The following is a 20,390-nucleotide window of genomic DNA, read 5'->3' as shown; positions in this document are numbered from 1 at the left end:
TGTCGGCCGCGTTTCGGCCATCAGCCGGCGCGCCGGATCAGCCCTGGTACGGGGGCTCCCGGGCGGGTTCCGGACGGTCGACGGCTGTGACCGTGAAATGGTTCTCACACGCGCCCCGGGGGCTCCATCCTCCGTGGATCACGTTCTCAATCTTGCTACCCCTCCACCCTGGACTATCTATCCGGTCCGATGGAAGATGTTGGAGTCGGAGGAATGTCGGAGAGTTCCTACGAATCTGATAAGGGGTCGGATAATGATCGACTTGCAGGAGGCCATCCGCAAGGAGCGGACCGGGCGGGGGATGTCGCAGGAGCAGCTCGGCGCGCTGGTCGGGGTGAGCGGGTCGTCGATCGGCAGCTACGAGTCGGGGCGGCTGATCCCGGTGTCGGCGATCGCCACGGCCCTCGACGGCGTCTTCGAGACCGGCGACCGGATCCAGCGGCTGGCCGCTCAGGCGCGCGGGCAGTCGATCGCGCCGTTCCTGCGCTCGTGGGCCGAAAACGAAGCGCAGGCCAGCATCCTGCGCTACTTCGAGCTGTCCGTCGTGCCAGGGCTGTTGCAGACCGAGGCGTACGCCCGACACTTGCTCACCGACGTCGGCCCGGTCGACGACGTCGAGACCGCGCTCGCTTCCCGGCTGGCCCGGCAGGAGGCCATCACCCGAGCGGACAACCCTGCATACCTGGTCGCGGTGCTCGACCGGTCGGTGCTGCACCGGCAGGTCGGCTCGCCGGACGTCATGCTGGAGCAGTTGACCGCGCTCGCCGCCGCCTGCGACCGGCCCAACGTAATGGTGCACGTCGTGCCGGCGACCGCCGGAGCGTACGCTGGGCTCAACGGCCCATTCGTGCTCGGCACAGTGCACGGCCGGAGGGTGGGCTACCTGGACACCCACTTCGGCGGCGAGCCCATCGATGACCCGCAACGCGTGCTGCGACTCGAACAGGTGTGGGAAGATGTCCGTAGCCACGCCCTGCCCATCGCGGAGTCCCGCGACCTGATCGAGAAAGCGGCGCTGACATGGAGCTGACCGGCACCCCTCGTTTCCGCAAGTCGACCCGGTCCAACGGTGCCGGTGGCGCGTGTGTCGAGGTCGCCGACAACCTGCCCGGCACGGTGCTGGTACGCGACAGCAAGGACCAGACCGGCCCGGTGCTGACCTTCGCCCCCGCCGCCTGGTCCACTTTCGTCACCCACCTCCCCACCCACCCCTGACCTCGTGACTGCCCGCTCGACACCTCGTCCTGCTCCCGAGTAGCCAGTGCGCCGAGCTCACTGTCAACCGATCCCGGTTGACAAAACGTCCGACGAGTGGGATATTCCGCCCTGCGGATAACGGATCGTTCAACGATCCGTTTTACGTGAACGGTGCCCTCGCATCAAGCGCCAACTTGAAACGAGGGCAGGCTCGGCGAGCTGTTACGCCGAACCGCCGCTCCAGGAAGTTAGTGCTTCCAGGAGCCGCACCGCCAGGCTGAGCAGTCTCAGCACGAGATCTGCCGCCCGCTGACCCGTCGGTTGAGCCTCTTCGGATCACTGTCCGACGGGTCGCCTTGCGTTTGTGTCTGCATAGGCGCTTACCTCCCTCCGCGCCGAGGCGGCGACCTGCCAGCCTCGGTGCGCAAGGAGGTGGGCATCCTCACTGCACAGTCCTACTCGAACGGACTCTAGCGCATGCCGTCGTAGCGACGGGTCCGGGGTGGTGCTACCTCATCGCTACTTGCTGGTCGTTGGGAGGTGGTAGCAATGGTCGTCACGATGGTGTGGAGTCGTGAGTTCAAGCACGACACGGGACGGGCGAAGATCGCAGCTCGCAGTGGGCCGGTCTTCATCACCGATCGGGGTCGCCCGGGTTATGTGCTGCTGACGATCGAGGACTACCAGCGGTTGACCGGCCGCCACGGAACATCGTCGACCTGATCGGGTTGTCCCCGAACGAAGGCGACGTCGAGTTCGAAGTTGCGCCATCACGTGATCTGGCCCGGCCGCCGGACCTCGGCTGATGTGCCTGCTCGATCGGTCCCACCAAGTGCCCTCACGCGCTGTCTCGGCCCGCAGGTCAGAGAAGCCCTTCGTCGCTGGCCCACTTCGCGAAATCCCCTGGGCCGAAGGGCAGCCGGTACGAGTTCTGCAGGAGATCATCGGCGAGCGCGGAGACCAACGGAACGGTGAGCAACTCCTGTCGGATCGCGTCACACAACAGTCCCAGAGTCCCGCGGACCTCGACCTTGCGTGACTTCGCCGCGTTCCTCGCAACTCGGTCGTCAACAATGGCGACCGCTCGGGGTGTGGCTTCGGCCAGGGCAAGAACTCCGCACTCACCGACGTTCCTGCCGTCCGATCCGACGAGCCGCTGCTTGTAGTAGGTGAAGGCGGTGATCTGGGCTGATTGATCGAGTCGGACCACGCCGACCCAGTCGGCGTCGAGCACCATCTGCAGGTAGCTATGCCGGGCTGTCCCGTCGCGTAGCTCGGCCTCGACGACGTCAGGTATCACCACGGTGACGTTTGCGAGGACCGCCTTCAACACGCCGAGCCACTGGCTGCGAGCGAAATGGCTCAGCGGACCGGTGTCGAGGACGTACGTCTGTCGGTCGGGATTCACGAGGTGAAGGCCCAGATCTCGGCCTCGTTCGCCGGGGGCAGCTCGGGTAGGTCGTCCGGGCCGAACGTGCCGAGCAGCAGACCAAGCGCCCGGTCGAGGGTGACGACCTCGCGCCGGTAGAGCCGCAGGACCGCACGGGTGTAGCTGCGTGGCAACGACACCGGTGCCAGGTCCTGGCTGGGCAGCAGGTTCTTCTCCTCGATGTCCGCCTTGGTGGTGCGGACCGTACGAATCCTGTCGGCCTCCGCTTGGTCGACAAGGCCTAGCTCGGTCAACCGGCGGGCCAGAGTGGCCATGTCGACCTGATAGTGGCTGCCGGCCCGTACTGCCGTGTCTCGCATGACCTCATCGGGGATCGCCGACCACCCGGACCACCGTTCCCGTAGGTCGGCCTCGGGCAGCAGCAGGGCGCGCGCGAACCGGTCCAGGCGTGCCTCGATCTCATCAGCCTCGGTGGCGGCCACTCGCCAGTCCAGGGTGTACTGATCGGCGACCAGGTAATGCCCTAGCTCGTGTGCGAGTGCCAGCCGGCGACGACCCACCTTCTGATCGCCGTTGATGACGCTGACCCCACCTGCACCCAGCAGTACGGTCGCTGCGTCAGCGCCTTCGCCCAACCGTACGGAGAAGGGTAGTAGCCCGATTTTGGTCACCAGGCGGGACAGATCCCGCGCGGGTTCCTGGGGATCGAGCCACAGGAGGCGGCGTGCCTCGGCAGCGAGGCTGTCCGCCGCCGACATGGTTGCCGGCGTGGGAAAGGGCTCGGGCTGCCCGTCGGCGAGGCCGGGACTTTCGCTGATGACGAACTCGACGTCGCGGGCGATGCGGTCCAACTCGTCGTCGATGGGCTGCGTCGCGAGCCCGGACCGAGACTGGCGGTAGGAGACGAGGGCTGGCGGCCCTGGCTCGACGAACCACTCGACGCTGCGTCCCAACGTCCGAGCGATCGCCACCAGTTCAAGCGCCGACACCCGTCGATCGCCCGTTTCGATCTTGGCTAGAGCGCTGCGTTGGATGCCGACCTGGGTGGCCAGGTCCTCCTGGGTCTGCCCAGCCGCAGCCCGGGCCGCCGCCACCCGCTCGCCGATGCTCACTGTTCGATTTTAGAACAATCGCGGTCGTCGAGGGAGCGTTCAGGTCACGAAATCGTCCACGGCTTCCCGGGCTCGTCGCCGGTGAGTGATCATCGTCGCCGCATCCCGGCAGTACTGACCCTCTGGCTCGCCGAGACCATCTCAGCTTGCAGTTTCCTGCCACGGATCGACGACTGTGATGCCGGTGTCGAGGAAGTCTTTGGCGTTGCGGGTGGCGAGGGTCGCTCCCCGGGATCGGCAGATGGCGGCGATCTGGGCGTCGAAGCCGTCGATCGGGTTACCGAGCCCTTCCCGGCCGGAGACGATGTCGGCGTACGCGTTGGCGGCGGCCAGGTCGAAAGGGAGGACCTGGCGGGGGAACGCCGCGAAGATCTCGTTGGCGGCCTGCTGTAGCGACTCGCGGCGGCGGCCCTCCGGCAGCCGAGCGATGCCGTAACGGATCTCGGCAACGGTGACGGTCGTGGTGTATAGGCCGCCGGCCGGGTTTCGCCGTAGCCACCGAAGAACGGAGGGCGTCGGCTCGGCGCGCATGAGCTCGGAGACGACGTTGGTGTCGAGGGCGATCATCGCGCGGTGAAGTCGGCCGCGCGGGGTCGGGAGGCTCGAGCGGGGATGTCCAGATCGGCGCCGCCGAGTTGCGCGAACCGTTCGGTGAGTGCGCTGAAGAGATCCGCGTGGGTCGGCTCCTCAGTGACGACTGCGGTCAAGATCGCGCGGACCTCTGCCTCCATCGACCGACCGTGCCGAGCTGCGCGGATACGGAGCTTCTCCTTCACGGAATCATCCAGGTCTCGGATGCTCAGAGCCGCCATCATCGTGCTCCAGATCGCTGCGTCGTCCGTGGTCTGACAGCAATGCTAGCACTGGCTCCGGTGACGCGAACTTAGTCCGGGACGACGAACTCGGCGCCGGCGGCCAGCGCCACCTCGGGGCCGAAGAGTTTGGCCGCACGGCGCCCTGACCCGCTGGTTCGGCCCAGCCCGGTAGCGAAGCCCTAGCCGATTGACACTGGTGTGGCCGGAGCGCCATCGGCGACCAGGACCGTCAACAGTGTGGCCAGGTCGCGGGGTCCGAACAGGTCAGGGCCGCGATAGTCGACGATGTCGGGTAAGGGCCACCATCGCAGTTCGCTGATGTTCTCGGCGGCGAGTTCGTCGTCGGACATAGTGCCTCGTGGGACGAACACCTCCGTACGGACCAGGAAGTAGTCGTTGATCGCGCCGTCGAAGCCCGGCGGGTGCCCGGGCCTGACGACCTCCTGATGCCATACGTGGGGCGGGGCGGCGTCGAGGGCGAGTCCGACCTCTTCCCACAATTCGCGACGGAGCGCTGCGAGTGGTGTCTCGCCACTCTCGATGCCACCGCCGAGGGCTGCCCAGACGAATCCCGCTGGCGGGCCGGTGACGGCGTGCCGACAGAGCAGGACGTGATCGTCGGACGTGAGGATGATCGCGCGGACCGAGCGGCGCAGGTTCAGCGACGACATGCGGAGCATTCTCGGCGCTCGCGCTCTCCCTTCCGATCCCGACGTGAGCTCGCTGACCCGAATGACCTGGTCACAGCGCCCTGGTTCCGCAGGACGTAACACAACCGCAAGCTGCGGGAAGCACGTCTGGCCACTGGCTGCCGAAGTGTGTGCGGCGGATGAAGTCGCAGGGAGACCACCATGACCATGTTCCCGTTCGACGTCGCGGCGACGGGCGTCGGCGCGACGGCCGGCCCTGAGACGGGCCGGACCGGCACCGAGACGCGCCAAGCCGGCAACGGCGGCACCGCCGTGGTCTCCGCCCTGGCGGCCGAGGGCGTCGAGGTCGTCTTCGGCATCCCGGGCACCCACAACCTGGAGCTCTACCGGGCTCTGGCGGACACGCCGATCCGCCACATCACGACCCGCCACGAGCAGGGTGCCGGCTACGCCGCCGACGGCTACGCCCGCGCCACCGGGCACCCCGGCGTCTGCTTCGTCACCAGCGGTCCGGCGGTCAACAACATCGCCTCGGCCGTCGGCACCGCTCACGCCGACTCGATCCCGCTGCTCGTCGTCGCACCGGGGCCGCCGCGCGGACAGGAGGGCGCCGACATCGGCGGCCTGCACGAGATGCGTGACCAGCGTGGTCACATGGCCGGCGTGGCCGAACGCAGCGTACGGGTCGACAGCGCCGCGCAGGCCGCGACCGTCATCCACGAAACGTTCGCCCGCTGGCGGACCGCCCGGCAGCGACCGGTGTTCCTGGAGGTGCCGCTGGATGTCCTCGACGCCGCCTGGGACGGCCAACACCCGCCACGGCCGTCGCCCCCACCAGGGCCGGCCGCCTCGTCCGACGACCTGGCCCGCGCCGCCGAGCTGCTGGCCGCAGCGGGCCAGCCGGCCCTGCTCGTGGGGCGCGGAGCCATCGGTGCCGCGCGCGAAGTCCGCCACCTGGCCGAACTGCTGGCCGCCCCCGTCGTCACCACCGTCACCGGCAAAGGCGTACTCGACGAAACGCATCCGCTGTCGGTCGGTGCGTCGGTACGGCTCGGGCCCGCCCAGGAACTGCTCACCGCTGCCGACACGGTCCTGGTCGTCGGCAGCACGCTGTCCGACGCGGAGCTGTGGGGGTGGCGGCCCGAGCTGCCCGGCACCGTCATCAGGATCGACATCGACGCCGGTTCGCTGACCAAGAACCTCGTACCGGCGCTTGCGGTGCACGCTGACGCCAGCGCGGCGCTGCACGCCCTGGCCGAGCGACTCGCGAGCGACGACCACGCCGCAGCGGTGAACCCGGCCACACTGCACGCGGCGCGGTCGCGGGCCGGCCAGGCCCGCGACGCGTCGGCGGCCGTCGCCGCCCGGGACGCCGGGCCGTGGGCACCCCTCAACCAGGCGCTCAGCGCCGCCCTGCCGGCCACCACCATCGTCGCCGGCGACAGCTCACAGGTGACCTACTACGGCACCGCCCACCACTGGACCGCGCGGGCGCCGATGCGGCTGCTCTATCCGACGATCTACGCCACCCTCGGGTACGGGCTCCCGGCCGGCATCGGCGCCAAGCTCGGGCGACCGGAAGCGCCCGTGGTCGTGCTCGTCGGCGACGGCGCGTTGATGTTCTCCGTCGCCGAACTCGCGACCGCCGTCGAACAACGGATCGCGCTACCGGTCATCGTCGTCAACAACCACGGGTTCGGCGAGATCCGGGACGGCATGCTGGCGGCCGGCATCGCCCCGGTCGGGGTCGAGCTCGTGACACCCGACTTCGCGCTTCTCGGCCGGGCCTTCGGCGCGTACGGCGTGCGGGTCACCGGCATCGACGACCTCGTCGACGCCACCCGTCGCGCGCTCGACGCGGACCGGCCCACCGTCATCGAAGTGGACGCCGACACCGTCGAGTGGCGGTGACGCGTGCCATTCCTAGGCGATCTGACGGAGATCGTTGCCGTAATCGAAAATGCTTCGGCGACCTCGCGTTGCGTCAGGCCTAGCCGCTTGCGTTCCTCGGCGAGGTGGAACGCGCTGATCCACGCTTCGGTGCCGGTCATGACGCCTCCCTGCGCTTCTCTCGCTTGCCAGCCATCCCTCATAGGCGACTTCGGCAGCCGGGATAGCTGTGCGGTACCACCGAGACCAGTGGCGTGGACGGCGGGCCGTCGTCGCCGAGGCGTCAGGCCGAGTCGCGGCGGATGAGTTCGGTGGGCAACACCACGGCCGGTTCGACGGACTCGCCGTCGGCCAGCCGCAGCAGCAGTCGGACCATCGTCCGACCGATTTCCTGGATCGGCTGACGCACGGTGGTCAGCGCCGGGTCCATGTAGCGGGCCATCTCGATGTCGTCGAAGCCGATGACGGCGACGTCCTCGGGTACCCGCCGGCCGGCGGCGCGCAGCGTCCGGATCGCGCCGTGGGCCATCAGGTCGGAGGCGACGAAGACCGCGTCCAACGCCGGGTCGTCGTCGAGCAGTTGACGCATCGCGACCGCTCCCGAGTCGCGGGTGAAGTCGCCGGTGGCGACCAGCGACCGGCCGCCGGTCGCCCGGATCACCGTACGGTAGCCGGCCAGCCGGTCCACGCCGGCGATCATGTCCTGCGGCCCGGCGATCGTCGCCACCCGCCGCCGGCCGGACGCCAACAGGTAGCGCACCGCGCGCTCGGCACCGGCCTCGTTTTCCACGTCGACGAACGGCACTCCGGCGCTGACCTGCCCCATCGGCCGGCCGCTGCACACCACCGGCAGACCGCTGCGGGCCAGTGTGCCCGGCATCGGGTCGACGCCGTGGATCGAGGCGAACATGACGCCGTCGACGTGGCGGCCCATCGCGTACCGCTCGACCCGGTCGTGGCTGCTCGCCGAGCCGGCCATCATCAGTACCAGCTGCTTGTCGGCGGCCTCCAGTTCCTGACTGACGCCCTGGATGATGCCGGGGAAGACCTGGTCGTCGGAGAAGACCCGGGTGGCGGTCTCGGGCAGGATCAGCCCCATCGAGTCGGTGCGCTGGGTGACCAGGCTGCGGGCGGCCAGGTTGGGGACGTACCCCAGCTCCTGGACCGCCCGCCGGACCGCGTCCTGGATCGGTCCGGCGACGGTGGTGGAGCCGTTCACCACCCGGGAGACGGTGGCCCGGGACACGCCGGCCCGGCGGGCCACCGCCTCCAGCGTCGGACGTTCCCTGGCCTCGCGCACGCCTGCTCCCCGTCTGTCAAGGTCCCGCCACCTACGTGAACGACAACGACTCAGCCGATGCCGTTGCGGCGGATCACTTCTTGGTACCACCGCGCGCTGGCCTTCGGCACCCGCCGCTGGGTCAGGTAATCCACGTACACGATGCCGAATCGCTTGGCGTAGCCGTACGCCCACTCGAAGTTGTCCAGCAGCGACCAGACGAGGTATCCGCGCAGGTCGACCCCGGCGGCGATCGCGGCGTGCGCGGCCCGCAGGTGCCCGTCCAGGTAGGCGACCCGGTCGCTGTCGTCGACCCGGTCGCCGTCGGCGGCGAGCTGGTCGGGGAACGCGGCGCCGTTCTCCGTGATGATCAGCGGTACGCCCGGATAGTCCCGTCCCAGTCTGGTCAGCAGCGCGGTCAACCCGGACGGCTGGATCTGCCACCCCATGTCGGTCAGCGGCGGCTCCGGGGCGACGAACTCGATGCCCTCGGTGCCGGGGAACACCCCGCCGCCGCCGGGCGCCCCGTCGCGGGCCGCCAGGTAGGCGGGGGCGTAGTAGTTGATGCCGAGCAGGTCGATCGGCTCCGCGATGATCTTCTCGTCGCCGTCGCGGATGTGGTCCAGGTTGGTGAACCGGCTCACGTGGTCCAGGATCCGCTGCGGGTAGCCGCCGCGCAGGATCGGATCGAGGAAGATCCGGTTCTGCAGATCCTCGACCAGTTCCACGGCCTTCGCGTCGGCGTCGCTGGTCGGATCGGCCGGGAACGCCGCCGTCGGGTTGACGGTGATCCCGACGGTCGACACCCCGGCCGCGCGCAGCGCCTGGTTGGCCAGGCCGTGGCCGAGCAGCAGATGGTGTACGGCCTGGAAGGCGGCGGCCGGATCGGCGCGCCCGGGGGCGTGCACCCCGGCCCCGTAGCCGAGGTACGCCGAGCACCACGGCTCGTTGAGCGTGGTCCACGTCTGGACCCGGTCGCCGAGCCGGGCGTGCACGGCCCGGGCGTACCCGGCGAATGCCTCGGCGGTCTCCCGGCTGGTCCAGCCGCCCCGGTCCTCCAGGGTCTGCGGCAGATCCCAGTGGTAGAGGGTGACGACCGGTTCGATGCCCCGTCCGCGCAGCTCGTCGACGAGCCGGTCGTAGAAGTCCAGCCCGCGCGGGTTGACCGGGCCGGTGCCGTCCGGCTGGATCCGCGGCCAGGCGATCGAGAACCGGTAGGTGTGCAGTCCGAGCTCGGCCATCAACGCCACGTCGTCGCGGTAGCGGTGGTAGTGGTCGCAGGCCACGTCACCGGTGTGCCCGGCGTGCACCTTGCCCGGCGTACGGCAGAAGGTGTCCCAGATCGACGGGCCGCGTCCGTCGTCGCGGGCCGCGCCCTCGATCTGGTACGACGCGGTCGCCGCGCCCCAGATGAACGAGTCGGGGAACCGTACGGGTCCGTTCACGGTCGGCTCACTTGAGTTCGTCACGCCTTGACAGCACCTTCCATGATGCCGCCGATGATCTGACGGCCGAAAATGAGGAACACGATCAGTAGTGGCAGGGTAGCGAGCGCCGTACCGGTGAAGACCTGCGACATGTCGTTGTAGTAGCCGTTGGACAGGGCCCGCAGCGACAGCTGGACGGTCGGGTTCTCCGGATCGTTGAGCACCGCGTACGGCCAGAGGAAGTCGTTCCACATGGTCATGAAGGTGAGCAGGCCGAGGACGGCGGCGGCCGGGCGCAGCGCCGGCAGCACCACGTTCCAGTAGATCCTCAGCGTGGAGCACCCGTCCATCCGGGCCGCCTCGATCAGCTCGGTGCTGACCGCCTGGCTGGCGTACTGGCGCATCAGGAACACCCCGAAGCCGGTGACCAGCGCCGGGACGATCACCGCGGCGAGCCGGTCGTTCCAGTCGAGCCGGGTCATCAGCATGTAGAGCGGGATGACGCCGAGCTGGGTCGGCACCATCATCGTCGCGATGATCACCAGCAGGAGGGCGTTGGAGCCCTTGAACCGCAGTTTGGCGAAGGCGAACCCGGCCAACGACGAGAACAGCACCACGGAGAAGGTGACGGTGCCGGCGACGATCGCCGAGTTGATCATGCCGGTGAGGAAGTAGGCGTCCGGGTTGTTGAACAGGTTCTCGATGTTGCCGGGCAGGTTACCGCCGGGGGTGAGCGGCGGCGGGATCTGCCCCATGGCGTCGCTGGACCGGGTGGCGACCACGAACATCCAGTAGATCGGGAAGATCGACATCAGCCCGGCGACGATCAAGGTGGCGTACGTCAGTCTGCTGGCGCTCCACAGGTGGGTGCTGGCACCCGGTCCGGGCCGGCCGCGTCGGCCGGCCACCCGACCGGGGGTGACAGCGCCCGGCGGTACGGGGGCCGGCGGCGTCGCGTTGACCATGGGTCAGTCCTCCTTCCGGGTGCTGTTGCCGAGCCGGCGGATCACCAGCACGTTGATCAGCGAGATGACGACGATCAGGGCGAACAGCATCCAGGCGATCGCCGAGCCGTAACCGAAGTTGAAGTGCGGCGCGAACGCGTTTTCGAACATGTACATGGTCATGGTCTGCGATTCGCGCAGCGGCCCGCCCCGGATCGGGTTGGGGCCGGAGTTGAACAGCAGCGGCTCGGTGAACAGTTGCAGCCCGCCGATGGTGGAGATGATGACGCAGAAGACGATGGTGGGTCGCAGCATCGGGACGGTGATCGACCAGAACTGCCGGACCGGGCTGGCGCCGTCGATCGACGCCGACTCGTACAGGTCCTTCGGTATGGACTGCATCGCGGCCAGGAAGATCAACGCGTTGTAGCCGGTCCACCGCCAGTCGACCATGGTCGAGATGGCGACCCACGCGCCGATCCGGTTGTTGCGCCAGTCGATGGCGTCGATTCCGATGAGGTCCAACGCCCAGTTGATCATGCCGAATTCGCGGCTGAACAACTGGCCGAAGACGATCGCCACGGCCGCCGTCGAGGTGATGTTCGGGATCAGGATGCTCATCCGGAACGACGTACGGGCCCGCAGTTGCCGGTTGAGCAGGTGCGCCAGCCACAGTGCCAGCAGCAGCTGCGGCACCGTCGAGATGACGAAGATGCCCAGGGTGTTGAGCACCGAGTTCCAGAAGTCGCCGTCGCCGAGCAGCCGGCTGTAGTTGTCGAACCCGACGAAGGGATGTTCGGCGGCGAGCAGGTCCCAGTCGTGCAGCGACACCCAGAACGTGTAGCCCAGCGGGTAGGCGCCGAAGATCGCGAAGAGCACGAAGAACGGCGCGATGTACAGGTACGGCGAGGCTTTGGTGTCCAGCCGGGCCAGCCACAGCCGGGGCCGCGCCGGTGGCGGCTTCGGCTGTCGCCGGGCCGGCCGGGTGGCGTCGGCGGCCGGCTGCTCCGGCTCGACCTGCGCCACCCGGCCCCCGGTCACTTCTCGGCCGCCGTCTTGGCGTTGTTCACCGCGTCGGTCCAGCCTTCGGCCGGCGTACGCTGGCCCAGCTCGACCGTGCGGACGGCGTTCTCCACCTCGGTGCGGACCGCCTGGTTCTTCGGGCCCATGTAGACCGGCTTCAGGTTCTTGGCGCCCTCACCGAAGATCTGCCCGATCGGGGCGTCGTTGAAGTACGCGCTGCCGGCTTCCAGGATCGCCGGGTCGTCGAGCGCCTGCGGCGACGACGGCAGCGGGCCCTTGGCCTCGAACGCCCCGATGTGGCCTTCCGGGCTGGTCAGGAACTTCACCAGCTTGACGGCTTCCTCCTGGTGCTCGCTCTGCGCCGGCACCGCCAGGTGCGAGCCACCCCAGTTGCCGCCGTCGCCGGGCACCTTGGCGATGTCCCACTTGCCGGCCGCCTCCGGGCCGGCGTTGCCTTCGATGACCCCGGTCATCCAGGCGGGGCAGGCGATGGTGGCGAACTTGGCCTGCTTGAACGCGGCCACCCACTCGTCGGACCAGGCGCCGTACTTGCCGGACAGGTCCGAGTCGATGATGTCCATGGTGATGTCCCAGGCGTCCTTGACGGCTGGGTTGGTGTCGACGACGAGGTTGTCGTCCAAGTCGTAGTAGTGGTAGCCCTCGGCGGCGCCGGCGGTCTGCAGCACGATCGTGTTGAACGTCTGGGTCGCCGCGTCCAGGAACGACGCGCCGGTGTCGGCCTCGACGAACCGCTCGCCGACCGAGATGTAGTCCTCCCAGGTCGGCCAGAGCGCGGAGACCTCGTCGCGGTCGGTGGGCAGCCCGGCGGCTTCGAACAGGTCGGTGCGGTAGCACATGGCCATGCCGCCGACGTCGGTGCCGAGACCGATCAGTTGGCTGCCGTCGGCGGTGAGCGCCTGGTCCCACTTCCACGGCAGGAAGTTGCCTTCGAGTTCGGCGGCGCCGTGGTCGAGCAGGTTGACGAAGTTCTGCGGGTTGGCCTTGTACTCGATCAGCAGGCCTTCTTCGATGGCGACGACGTCACCGGCGCCCTTGCCGGCGGCCAGCCACTGGGTCAGCTTGGGGGAGTATTCGTCGAGGTTGGTGCCGGTGCCCCGTTCGACGATCTTGATGCCGGGGTTGTCGGCTTCGTACTGCCGGTAGAGCTCTTCGTAGCCGAACTGGCCGAACACGTCGACGGTGAGGGTGATGGTGCCGTCGTCGCTGGCTTCGTCGCCGCCGCAGGCGGCGACGGCGGCGAGCACGCTGACGGCCGCCGCGGTCGCGACCGCCAGTCGGCGACGAGATCGATTTGCGCCCATGGAATGACCCCTCTCAGGTCCAGGTCCAGGTATGGTGGGGTGCGGTGGTTGCCGGTGATTCCGCGCTTCGGACTGGTCGGACCCCAGTCCGTGAGAGCGCTCTCACGAGAGTGGGACCTGAGCCGACGTAATGTCAAGAGAGCGCTCTCAGAAAGTTGCCGGGGTGTTACCGACACCAGCCGGTCAACCGAGATCGACGATCGGGTCAGCCGGTGCGCAGCGAATCGAGCAGCGCCGCGTCGCCGGAGACCTCCAGCATGTCGAACCTGATCCGACCCCAGAGCCCGAGCACCAGATCACTGGCGGTGCCGGTGGCGACGGTCCGGGTGTGGTGGTCGTCGGAATCCAGGATCGTGTCGGTGTCCAGCAACGCCATGCCCTCGCCGCGCAACCGCACGTACCACTCCTGCTCGGCGTCGGTGGCGACGAGATGCACCACCCCGTACGCAGGCCGTGGACCACGCCCCCGACCCCCGGGAAGCCAGGTGTCCAGCACCTCGCTGATCCCGTCCACGGCGAGCTTCGTCTCGATCGGCTCCACCCCGACGATCGCCGTCTGCGCGTCCCACCGGTGTACCGCCGTCTCGTGGGCCACTCGGCGGGACCAGAACACCGCCTTTTTGGCCTGCGGCGCCCAGTTCCACGCCGGCAACTCGGGATCGAGCCCGTCCAACAGGTTGACCAACGCGTCGAACTCCTGCTGCCACCAGACGAGCGCCTCGTCACCGGTCGGCCGACCAGTCATGTCCGACCGGCCCGCCGGCGGCTCGGTGACGCCCCGCACCACGTGTTCCCGGACCCACGCGTACACCGCACCCAGATGGTGCACCAGCTCCAGCACGGTCCAGTCCGGGCAGGACGGCACCGGCGAATCCAGTGGTGCCTCGGCGACCGCCGTACGGAAAGCGGGGCCTTCCGCACGCAGCGCGCCGAGCCAGAAGTCCTTGGTGCCGTGCAGCCTGCTCATCGCGATCCTCCGGGTCGAGCCGACAGCCAGTGGCATGGCGCGGTTGGTTTCCAGCCTAGGGTGAACAGCGTGCCTGACGTTAGTGCCCATGCGCCATCCGCTGACCGACCAACGGCCCTCACGCCGTTGGCACGCTATACCACGCTCGCTCTCGGCGGTCCGCCCGATCGACTCGTCGAAGCCCACACCGTCGACGACCTGGTCGGGGCGGTGCGCGCCGCCGGTCAGCGCCGCACCCCGGTGCTGGTGCTCGGCGGCGGTAGCAACGTGGTGATCGGCGACGACGGGTTCCCCGGCACCGCCGTGCTGGTCCGTACCCGAGGCGTCCGGGTGATCGGCGAGGAACCGGCGACCGTCGACGGACCGGCCACCGTCACCATCCGGGTCGAGGCCGGCGAACCGTGGGACGACCTGGTGGCGACCACCGTCGCGAACGGCTGGTCCGGCGTGGAATGCCTGTCCGGCATTCCCGGCGCGGCCGGCGCCACCCCGATCCAGAACGTCGGCGCGTACGGCCAGGAAGTCGCCGAGACCGTCCGGGCGGTGCACGTCCACGACCGGCTCACCGACTCCCGGTACGCCCTGTCGGCCGCCGACTGTCGCTTCGCCTACCGGGACAGTCTGTTCAAACGCAACGACCGCTACCTGGTGCTCGCCGTCGACTTCCGGCTGGTCCGAAGCGAGCTGTCCACCCCGATCCGGTACGCCGAACTGGCCCGCGCCATCGGTGCCGACCCGGACGACCGGGTGCCGCTGACCGAAGCGCGGTCCGCCGTGCTGCGGCTACGGGCCGGCAAGGGCATGGTGCTCGACCCGACCGATCCGGACACCCGTTCGGTGGGATCCTTCTTCACCAACCCGGTGCTGGACGCCACCGCCGCACGGGTGTTCCGGGCCCGGGCCGCCACCGTCGATGGTGCGGGCGAGCCGGCGGCCTGGCCGGGCGCGGACGGATCACTCAAGGTCAGCGCCGCCTGGCTGATCGACCGGGCCGGGTTCGGCAAGGGCTTCCCCGGCCCGGACGCGCCGGTCGCGATCTCCAGCAAACACACGTTGGCGTTGACCAACCGGGGCGGCGGCACCACCGCCGGACTGCTCGACCTGGCGCGGACGATCCGTGCCGGGGTGGGTGACCGGTTCGGCGTCGAGCTGCGTCCCGAGCCGATCCTGGTCAACTGCGCCCTCGACTGACCGCCCCGGCCCGGCTCAGTCGGCGGGTGCGACGGCCGACCAGGGCACGGTCAGTTCGCCGAGCCGCCATCGCGCCGGCCGGTCCAGCACCGGCCAACCGGCGTCGGTGACCGCCGCCACCGCCCGCAGCCAGCGCTGCCGTGGCCCGTACGGTGCGTAGCCGGCCGCCGCATGCCAGCCGTCGTCCAGCGCCCGCAGCAGCGCGTGGACACCTTCGCCCGGCACGTTGCGATGGATCAACGCCTTCGGCAGACGTTCGGCGAGCACCGCCGGACCGGGCACGTCCGGGTCGGCCAGCACGGCCAGCCGGGCCGCCACGGTCAGCGACCGGGGACCGGACCGGTCGACCAGCACCCAGCTGGCGATCCGGCCCAGCTCGTCGCAGGTGCCCTCGACCAGCATCCCGCCCGGGGCGAGCGCGTCACTCATCGTCGACCACGCGGCGGCGACCTCCTCCTCGGCGTACTGGCGCAGCACGTTGAACGCGCGGACCAGCACCGGCCGCAGCCCGGCCAGCTCGAAGCCGCCTCTGGCGAAGGTGAGGCGCGGTGGTACGGCGGCCGGGGCGGCGTCGGCCACCCGGGCCGGGTCGATCTCCAGCCCGACCACCCGTACGTCCGGGCGGATCATGGCCCGCAGCCGGTCCCAGAGCTCCACCGTGGTCACCGGGCTGGCGCCGAAGCCGAGGTCCACCACGAGTGGATCGGCCGCGTCGGCGACCACCGACCCGCACCGGTCGGCGATCCACCGGTCCACCCGGCGCAGTCGGTTGGGGTGCGTGGTGCCCCGGGTGATCACCCCGAACGGTTGGCCGCCGGCCGGCCGACCGCCGCCGGCCGGCCGACCGCCGCCTGGCCGGAAGCCGCCGCCTGGCGACAGGCCGGCGACAGGGCCGAAGCCGCCGGGTGGCGATGGGCCATCGACCGGTCTCACCCGGTCGACACCCGGTGCACCTTGTGCTGCGCCGCCTGCGCCAACGGGCGGACCACCAGCCGGTCGATGTTGACGTGGTGCGGGCGGGTGGCGCACCAGGCGACGCAGTCGGCGATGTCCTCGGCGACCAGTGGCTGTGCGACCCCGGCGTAGACCTGGTCGGCGCGGGCCGCGTCACCGCCGAAGCGCAGCAGGCTGAACTCGTCGGTGCGGACCATGCCCGGGTCGATCTCGATCACCCGGACCGGCCGGCCGCACAGCTCCAACCGCAGCGTCTCGGCCAGCGCGGTCTGCCCGTGCTTGGCCGCGGTGTAGCCGCCGCCGCCCTCGTAGACGGTCTGACCGGCGGTCGAGCCGATGACCAGCACGGTCCCGGTGCCGCTGGCTTCGAGGGCGGGTAGCAGCGCCTGGGTGACCCGTAGGGTGCCGAGCACGTTCACCTCGTACATCCAGCGCCAGTCGTCGACCGAGCCGGACTCGATCGGATCCAGACCGCGCGCCCCGCCGGCGTTGTTCACCAGCAGCGTCACCGCGTCGGGCAGTTCGTCGGCGACGCGGGCGAGCGCGGCGACCGAGTCGTCGTCGGTGACGTCGCAGGTCGTCGCGGTGGCGGATCCGCCAGCGCTGGTGATCCCGGCGACAAGTTCGGCCAGCCGGTCGGCACGGCGGGCGGCGGCGAGCACGTGGAATCCTTCGGCGGCCAGCCGGCGGGCGCTGGCCGCGCCGATCCCGCTGGACGCTCCGGTGACGATGGCAATCGGCTTCATGCCGCCATTGTCGCCGTCGGCGGAACCGGCGCGGCGGGCAGCCGGGAGAGGTGCGTCACCTCGATGGGGCCTGAGTTGGGCATGCCGCGCATCTGATCGGGAAGATGTGACTGGTCGTTTCGGTTGCTGCCGGTGGCTGTCACGGTGTCGAGCGAAGCCGGAGCCGGGCGAAGCCCGAGTCGAGCGTCGCGGAGTCGGGCGAAAAGGGAGCGGACGTGGTGCAGGTTGGCGAGGCCGGGCGGCGGACGTCGCAACAATGGCCGGTACCCCGCCGGATCGCGACCCTGTCGGTGCACACCTCGCCGCTGGACCAACCGGGCACTGGTGACGCTGGCGGCATGAACGTCTACATCGTCGAGGTGTCCCGGCGGTTGGCCGAGGCCGGCGTCGACGTGGAAATCTTCACCCGAGCGACGGCGGGCGGCGTACCGCCGGTGGTGGAGATGGCGCCGGGCGTACGGGTGCGACAGGTGATCTCCGGACCGTTGGAGCCGTTGCCCAAGGAGGATCTGCCGGCTCAGCTCTGTGCCTTCACCGCCGGTGTGCTGCGAGCCGAGGCCGCGCGGGCACCCGGCTACTACGATCTGATCCACTCCCACTACTGGCTTTCCGGCCAGGTGGGCTGGCTGGCGAAGGAGCGTTGGGGCGTGCCGTTGGTGCACACCGCGCACACCCTCGCCAAGGTGAAGAACGCCCGTCTCGCCGACGGTGACCGCCCCGAACCCGCCGCCCGGATCGTCGGCGAGGAACAGGTGGTGGCCGAGGCCGATCACCTGGTGGCCAACACCCGGACCGAAGCCGGCGAGCTGATCGACTGGTACGGGGCCGGAGCCGACCGGGTCAGTGTGGTCGAGCCCGGCGTCGACCTCGACCGGTTTCGGCCGGCCGTGGCCGGTCAGGAGGCCGCCGCCCGGTTGGCCGGGCGCCGCCGGTTCGGCCTGCCGGAACAGGGTCACCTGATCGCGTTCGTCGGCCGGATCCAGCCGTTGAAGGCCCCGGATGTGCTGCTGCGTGCGGTGTCCGCGCTGCGCAGGCGTGACCCGGGGACCGCCGCCGACCTGACCGTGGTGATCGCCGGTGGCCCGAGCGGCACCGGCCTGGACCGGCCGAGCGCGCTGATCGAGCTGGCCCGCAGCCTCGGCATCGACGACCTGGTGCGCTTTCTCCCGCCGCTGGGCGGGCCGGACCTGCCGGCACTGTTCCAGGCCGCCGACCTGGTCGCGGTGCCGTCGTACAACGAGTCCTTCGGCCTGGTCGCGCTGGAGGCCCAGGCCTGCGGCACGCCGGTGGTCGCCGCTGCGGTGGGTGGCCTGATCACCGCGGTGCGGGACGGGCGCAGCGGCGTCCTGGTCGACGGACACGATCCGGACGATTGGGCGGCGGCGATCGGCAACCTGCTCGGAACGCCCCGGCTGCGTCGAAGGCTGAGCCTCGGCGCGGTGCGGCACGCCCGGCAGTTCTCCTGGGCTCGCACTGCGGCCGGCCTGTTGACCGTTTACGGTGAGGCGGTGTGCGCACATCGGGCAGCCGTCGCCGCCGAACTGCGCCGCCAGGCCGACGCGCTGACGGCGAGTGTCGGCTGACGGACCCGCTGACGGACCCGCTGACGGGACCCGCCGACGGACGTGCTGATCGGCCCGACTGACGGCATCTCCGCCAGCGGGAGAAGCTAGGCACCCGAGACAAGCGGGCACCTCGGTGAGGGAGAAGCATGAGCGAACGGGCCGAGGTGGCGAGGCTGATCGAGTCGGTCTGCGCCGACCGCGAGCTGGAGTGGGAAACCACCGGAGAGTTCTCGTACTCGGTGACCCTGCCGGGCACGCGGAAGTTGAAGACGGTCTGCAATCTGATTGTCGGCGAGCACGCGCTGCGGATCGAGGCGTTCGTCATGCGCCAACCGGACGAGCGGCGCGAGGAGTTGTGGACCTGGCTGTTGCGACGCAACGCCCGGATGTACGTCGTCGCGTTTTCCGTCGACGCCGCGGGTGACGTGTACCTCACCGGACGCGTCGGGCTGTCGGGGATGACCGAGGATGAGCTGGACCGGATTCTCGGCTCGGTGCTCACCTATGCCGACGAATCATTCGACACCATGCTGGAGATCGGGTTCGGTACGGCAATCCGTCGTGAGTGGGAATGGCGAGTGAAGCGGGGAGAATCGCTGACGAACCTTGCCGCCTTCGCGCACCTTTTCGAGACCGCACAGCCGAAAGATCCGGGTTTGTAAAGGACCAGCAGGGTACTGCTCGCATTGGTGGCGTAACCGTCACCGGCCGCCCCCCAACAGGGAGACTGTCAAGGGAGTGAGCAGACCATGCCACAACAAGCCAAGACCCGCCGTGGTAGTGCCGCGTCGAGCGGACGCGACCAGCGTGCCGGTAGCCAGGCCGGACGTACGCAGTCGGCCCGCACGCGGTCGCGTGGGTCGAGCGGCTCGTCGCGCGCCGCGAACAGCCGTTCCGGGGGTACGGGCAGCCGTTCCGCGACCGCGACGATCCGGCCGGCGAACGGCACCATCAGGGAGAGCGACCTGAGCCATCTGCGGGTCGACGAGCTGCGCGCGCAGCTGCGCAGGCGTGGGGTGACCGGCACCTCCAATCTGCGCAAGGGCGATCTGATCAAGTCGTTGGCTCGGTCGATGCGCCGGGGCACTCCGGCCCGGGCCCAGCAGGCGGCCCGTCCCCGGGCCGGATCGCCGTCGGCCCGGCAGAGCGCCACGCCGGCTCGGGGGCGCGCGGCCTCGTCGGCCCGCAAGAGCGCGCCGTCGGCCCGCAAGAGCGCGTCGAGCGCCGGCAAGAGCACGTCACCGGCCCGCAAGAGCGCGTCGAGCGCCGGAAAGAGCTCGGCCAGTCCGCGCGCGGGCACCGGGTCGGCTCGCAAGAGCAGCCCATCGGCCAGCAAGAGCACCTCGTCGGCGAGAAAGAGCGCCCCGTCGGGCAGCGGGAGCGCTCCGTCCGCCCGGAAGGGCACCACATCAGCAGGAAACCGGACGAGCGGCGCGAAGAATGGTCGATCATCCGCGAAGGGTGCGTCCGGTACGGCTCGGTCGTCTCCGTCCGGCACCGGCACGATCCGTACGGGTGAATCGTCGTCGCGTTCGCTCCGGTACGCGCAGCGGATCGCCGGGCCACAGGAGCACGCGGAACGCGCCGGGCGCAGCCTGGTGACCACCGATCACCAGGCAATCCGGCAGTGGGCCGAGGCTCGGGGCGGTCAGCCCGCGACGGTCGGTACGCCCCGCGACGGGCGGCCGAGCGTGCTGCGGATCGACTTTCCCGGTTACGGTGGGGCGAACCTCCGACCGATCACCTGGAATGAGTGGTTTGCGACGTTCGATCAGCGTCGGCTGAACTTCATCTATCAGGAACAGCGCACCGACGGTACGCAGAGCAATTTCTTCAGACTCGAATCTCCCGACCGCGAGGATGCCTGAGCGTACATTTTTCGCTACGCGCAGGTGTGATCGGTCGCCAAACCTGTCCG

General features: G+C 69.7%; 22 protein-coding genes. 8 read left to right on the top strand and 14 right to left on the bottom strand.

The annotated features are described in order from the left end of the window. The first annotated feature begins 253 nt into the window (after positions 1-253). The 3 genes from O7632_RS29550 (at position 254) to O7632_RS29540 (ending at position 1,920) form a co-directional block, all read left to right on the top strand. Complete coding sequence (locus O7632_RS29550; protein WP_278119077.1) at positions 254-1,030, top strand: helix-turn-helix transcriptional regulator; 777 nt, start codon at positions 254-256, stop codon at positions 1,028-1,030. Then, positions 1,021-1,215, top strand: coding sequence for a DUF397 domain-containing protein (locus O7632_RS29545; RefSeq protein ID WP_278119075.1), 195 nt, complete (start codon positions 1,021-1,023; stop codon positions 1,213-1,215). Before O7632_RS29550 ends, O7632_RS29545 begins: the two co-directional genes overlap by 10 nt. 531 nt (positions 1,216-1,746) lie before the next feature. After that, complete coding sequence (locus tag O7632_RS29540) at positions 1,747-1,920, top strand: type II toxin-antitoxin system prevent-host-death family antitoxin (protein ID WP_278119074.1); 174 nt, start codon at positions 1,747-1,749, stop codon at positions 1,918-1,920. A gap of 139 nt (positions 1,921-2,059) precedes the next feature. On the opposite strand, the gene O7632_RS29535 is transcribed toward O7632_RS29540, so the two are convergent. From O7632_RS29535 to O7632_RS29515, 5 genes are all read right to left on the bottom strand, one after another. Continuing rightward, positions 2,060-2,605 carry a nucleotide-binding protein gene (locus tag O7632_RS29535; RefSeq protein WP_278119073.1) on the bottom strand — a complete coding sequence of 182 codons (546 nt, stop codon included), beginning with the start codon at positions 2,603-2,605 and terminating at the stop codon, positions 2,060-2,062. Further along, positions 2,602-3,699 carry an XRE family transcriptional regulator gene (locus O7632_RS29530; RefSeq protein ID WP_278119071.1) on the bottom strand — a complete coding sequence of 366 codons (1,098 nt, stop codon included), beginning with the start codon at positions 3,697-3,699 and terminating at the stop codon, positions 2,602-2,604. The genes O7632_RS29535 and O7632_RS29530 overlap by 4 nt, the downstream gene beginning before the upstream one ends. A 141-nt stretch (positions 3,700-3,840) precedes the next feature. After that, positions 3,841-4,266, bottom strand: a complete 426-nt coding sequence (locus O7632_RS29525) for a type II toxin-antitoxin system VapC family toxin (RefSeq protein ID WP_278119069.1) — start codon at positions 4,264-4,266, stop codon at positions 3,841-3,843. Beyond that, positions 4,263-4,511 carry an Arc family DNA-binding protein gene (locus O7632_RS29520; protein ID WP_278119068.1) on the bottom strand — a complete coding sequence of 83 codons (249 nt, stop codon included), beginning with the start codon at positions 4,509-4,511 and terminating at the stop codon, positions 4,263-4,265. The genes O7632_RS29525 and O7632_RS29520 overlap by 4 nt, the downstream gene beginning before the upstream one ends. Positions 4,512-4,693: 182 nt before the next feature. Beyond that, entirely contained in the window at positions 4,694-5,185 is a 492-nt protein-coding gene (locus O7632_RS29515; protein ID WP_278119067.1) for an NUDIX domain-containing protein, read from the bottom strand. Between the two features lie 180 nt (positions 5,186-5,365). Here O7632_RS29515 and O7632_RS29510 point away from each other — a divergent pair, with 180 nt between their 5' ends. Then, positions 5,366-7,075, top strand: a complete 1,710-nt coding sequence (locus O7632_RS29510; protein ID WP_278119066.1) for a 5-guanidino-2-oxopentanoate decarboxylase — start codon at positions 5,366-5,368, stop codon at positions 7,073-7,075. A 262-nt stretch (positions 7,076-7,337) separates the two neighbouring features. Here O7632_RS29510 and O7632_RS29505 read toward each other — a convergent pair whose 3' ends face one another. From O7632_RS29505 to O7632_RS29480, 6 genes are all read right to left on the bottom strand, one after another. Beyond that, on the bottom strand, positions 7,338-8,354 hold the full coding sequence (locus O7632_RS29505; RefSeq protein ID WP_278119064.1) for a LacI family DNA-binding transcriptional regulator: 1,017 nt from the start codon (positions 8,352-8,354) through the stop codon (positions 7,338-7,340). Positions 8,355-8,404: 50 nt separating this feature from the next. Continuing rightward, positions 8,405-9,778, bottom strand: coding sequence for a GH1 family beta-glucosidase (locus tag O7632_RS29500; RefSeq protein ID WP_278120510.1), 1,374 nt, complete (start codon positions 9,776-9,778; stop codon positions 8,405-8,407). Positions 9,779-9,798: 20 nt separating this feature from the next. Further along, positions 9,799-10,572 carry a carbohydrate ABC transporter permease gene (locus O7632_RS29495; RefSeq protein WP_278120509.1) on the bottom strand — a complete coding sequence of 258 codons (774 nt, stop codon included), beginning with the start codon at positions 10,570-10,572 and terminating at the stop codon, positions 9,799-9,801. Positions 10,573-10,728: 156 nt separating this feature from the next. Next, positions 10,729-11,643, bottom strand: coding sequence for a sugar ABC transporter permease (locus tag O7632_RS29490; protein WP_278120508.1), 915 nt, complete (start codon positions 11,641-11,643; stop codon positions 10,729-10,731). Positions 11,644-11,741: 98 nt separating this feature from the next. Beyond that, the gene (locus tag O7632_RS29485) at positions 11,742-13,049 is read right to left on the bottom strand and encodes an extracellular solute-binding protein (protein ID WP_278119062.1); all 1,308 of its coding nucleotides are present in this window, start codon (positions 13,047-13,049) and stop codon (positions 11,742-11,744) included. A 205-nt stretch (positions 13,050-13,254) separates the two neighbouring features. Continuing rightward, a complete protein-coding gene (locus O7632_RS29480; RefSeq protein WP_278119060.1) occupies positions 13,255-14,016 on the bottom strand; it encodes a maleylpyruvate isomerase N-terminal domain-containing protein in 762 nt (253 codons plus the stop codon). Positions 14,017-14,085: 69 nt separating this feature from the next. Between O7632_RS29480 and O7632_RS29475 the strand changes: the two genes are divergently transcribed. After that, a complete protein-coding gene (locus O7632_RS29475) occupies positions 14,086-15,207 on the top strand; it encodes a UDP-N-acetylmuramate dehydrogenase (RefSeq protein WP_278119058.1) in 1,122 nt (373 codons plus the stop codon). 15 nt (positions 15,208-15,222) lie between these two features. Here the strand turns inward: O7632_RS29475 and O7632_RS29470 are convergent, their stop codons facing one another. Both O7632_RS29470 and O7632_RS29465 read right to left on the bottom strand, forming a co-directional pair. Then, a complete protein-coding gene (locus O7632_RS29470; protein ID WP_278120506.1) occupies positions 15,223-16,005 on the bottom strand; it encodes a class I SAM-dependent methyltransferase in 783 nt (260 codons plus the stop codon). A gap of 131 nt (positions 16,006-16,136) precedes the next feature. Then, on the bottom strand, positions 16,137-16,907 hold the full coding sequence (locus tag O7632_RS29465) for an SDR family oxidoreductase (RefSeq protein ID WP_278119056.1): 771 nt from the start codon (positions 16,905-16,907) through the stop codon (positions 16,137-16,139). Positions 16,908-17,122: 215 nt separating this feature from the next. Between O7632_RS29465 and mshA the strand changes: the two genes are divergently transcribed. Continuing rightward, a complete protein-coding gene (mshA, locus tag O7632_RS29460) occupies positions 17,123-18,490 on the top strand; it encodes a D-inositol-3-phosphate glycosyltransferase (protein WP_278119054.1) in 1,368 nt (455 codons plus the stop codon). A gap of 128 nt (positions 18,491-18,618) precedes the next feature. After that, positions 18,619-19,134: a YbjN domain-containing protein gene (locus O7632_RS29455; protein WP_278119053.1), complete on the top strand. Its 516-nt coding sequence runs from the start codon at positions 18,619-18,621 to the stop codon at positions 19,132-19,134. Between the two features lie 68 nt (positions 19,135-19,202). Here the strand turns inward: O7632_RS29455 and O7632_RS29450 are convergent, their stop codons facing one another. After that, entirely contained in the window at positions 19,203-19,970 is a 768-nt protein-coding gene (locus O7632_RS29450) for a hypothetical protein (RefSeq protein ID WP_278119051.1), read from the bottom strand. Between the two features lie 100 nt (positions 19,971-20,070). Between O7632_RS29450 and O7632_RS29445 the strand changes: the two genes are divergently transcribed. Beyond that, positions 20,071-20,340: a hypothetical protein gene (locus O7632_RS29445; protein WP_278119049.1), complete on the top strand. Its 270-nt coding sequence runs from the start codon at positions 20,071-20,073 to the stop codon at positions 20,338-20,340. The last annotated feature ends 50 nt before the right edge of the window (positions 20,341-20,390 follow it).

This window comes from Solwaraspora sp. WMMD406 (assembly GCF_029626025.1).
Classification (GTDB): domain Bacteria; phylum Actinomycetota; class Actinomycetes; order Mycobacteriales; family Micromonosporaceae; genus Micromonospora_E.
Note: the sequence above shows the minus strand (reverse complement) of the source record. Positions and strands in the feature narration are given on the sequence as shown.